Annotated in this window: 2 protein-coding genes; both read left to right on the plus strand. The window is 66.2% G+C overall.

Going from position 1 to position 1833, the window contains the following annotated elements; all coding sequences use genetic code 11:
- Positions 1-279 (plus strand): hypothetical protein (locus T398_RS26740; RefSeq protein WP_496450571.1); only part of this gene is annotated, 279 nt, incomplete at its 5' end.
- 323 nt (positions 280-602) lie between these two features.
- The gene (locus T398_RS26745) at positions 603-839 is read left to right on the plus strand and encodes a winged helix-turn-helix domain-containing protein (protein ID WP_496450572.1); all 237 of its coding nucleotides are present in this window, start codon (positions 603-605) and stop codon (positions 837-839) included.
- The last annotated feature ends 994 nt before the right edge of the window (positions 840-1833 follow it).

Consider the following 1833-nt stretch of genomic DNA (forward strand, 5'->3'; position numbering starts at 1 on the left):
ACGGCGGGTGCCGCCAACCCCCTGGTCAACCGGGCCCTGGGAAACTACGCCCGGGGGATAGTCAAGCTCCGCGCCGGATCATGGCTCCTCGCCCAAGCCGGCGGCAGCCTCACCGACTATGCCCGGGTGATCGGCGTGCGCCTTCCGCAGCAGCCGGTAGCGGGGGAGCGAAAGGTCGAGCCGTCTCCGGGCGAGCGAAGCGACACCCCCGAGCGTCGACGCAACCAGCGGTCGTCCTTACTGGGCAAGCAAGGGCCAGCCGGCGAACCGCCCCGTTGACCGATCAACCGGCCGATGATGATGCTGCTGGTGGCTGGCGGTGGGTCAGTCACCAGCCTTCACCACCCCCACGAGGTGCTTTCCGACGAGATCTCCGGCCTGCTTGAGGTTGCAGTTGACTATCTCCGGGGATCCGGAGTGACTCAAGGGTCGGTCCCCATGGTTGGGGGCGTTGGGTGCTGGGCCGTCTCCGGTTTGCAGACCAGGGGTACGGCTTGTAGCCAACATAGGCTATCAAGATAGCTCTAGTCAATGCCTCTGGTGCTACCTTGCTCGCGCAGGTTCCCTGTGATGCAATGGCGGTTGCAGACCAGGGAGTTGTAATGCCCACTACCGCCAAGTGGGTGTGGTTGGCTGACCGCATCCGGGAACAGATCGCATCCGGCGAGCTTGCGCCGGGGGCGAGGCTGCCGTCGATGACGGAGTTCCGCCGTGATTACGGCGTGTCTCAGATGGTGGTACGCAATGCCATGCTCGTGTTGAAGGCTGAGGGTCTGGTCTATGGGGTTCCAGGCGTCGGGGTGTACGTCGCGGAACGCGACGATGCCCCGTCTGCGTGATCGGCCACGGTGACGTTGAATCGCCCACCACGAGGTCAACGACGACGCTCATGACCGGTGACCGGGGGCGGATGTCGTTCGACGTGCACTTCATGGTCAACGGTTGCCGGGCGGCCGGGTGAACCAGGTCCAGGTCGAAGCTGTGGAGTTGGCGGTCGTCATGCCGGGTCGGCGGCGGGGAAGGCGTCCGTAGCGGGCGAAGGCTGCTTCGGCGGTTGCTCGGCCTGGGCATGGCTCGGGCTGCCGGCACGTTACGCACCGACCGGCGACGCCGGTCGCCAAGTGTCGCTCCAGTTCCACCTGCGCGTGGTTGACCTGCTCCATCGCTGCCTGCGTCAGGTACGTGGTGGTCATTTCGCGCCTGCCGGCTCAGCGATGCCGCACCGATGGTGCGCTTCTGCGGCGCGGACCGCTCGACCCGCCGATGCCTCCGGCTTGTTCACGCGAGCGCACCGTCGCCCGCACCGGTAGCCGGTTTCGAGGTGCGGTGCCTGGTGTCGCGGCAACCCGGGCAGTCCAGCGTGTCGCCGCAGGACGGGCACCATCGTTGGGCACGTTTGAACGTCCACATCCCGGCGACCCAGCCGAGAAGGGCGGCCCCCAGGGCGGCCATGGCGAGGGACATTGTCAGCAACCTCCTCATGATCACAACGAATGCCTTGGTCTGATCCTAGGCTATCCTGATAGCCTAGGTGCTGATCTGAGGTTACCGATGGAAGCCCGTTTTGGGAACCCGAGCCGGGCCGCTGTCCGCACCACGGACCACCCGCCGCCACCCGCCGCCACCCGTCCAGAGCCCAGCAATGCCCGCCGACTCGCTGTCGGCCCCGATTTCATGTTCGAGCACACCCGGAGGTACAGCCGTGAGCCTGCCCGACGTCACCGCCGTGTTGCGAGACCTGCACGTCTCCGTCCATCAACAGCAGGAGAGGGCGAAGGCCGTAATCCAAGACGCGGAGAAAGTCCGAGCCGAGTTTCGCGCGCTTACGGCGGG

The sequence above is a fragment of the Salinispora goodfellowii genome, from assembly GCF_059570675.1.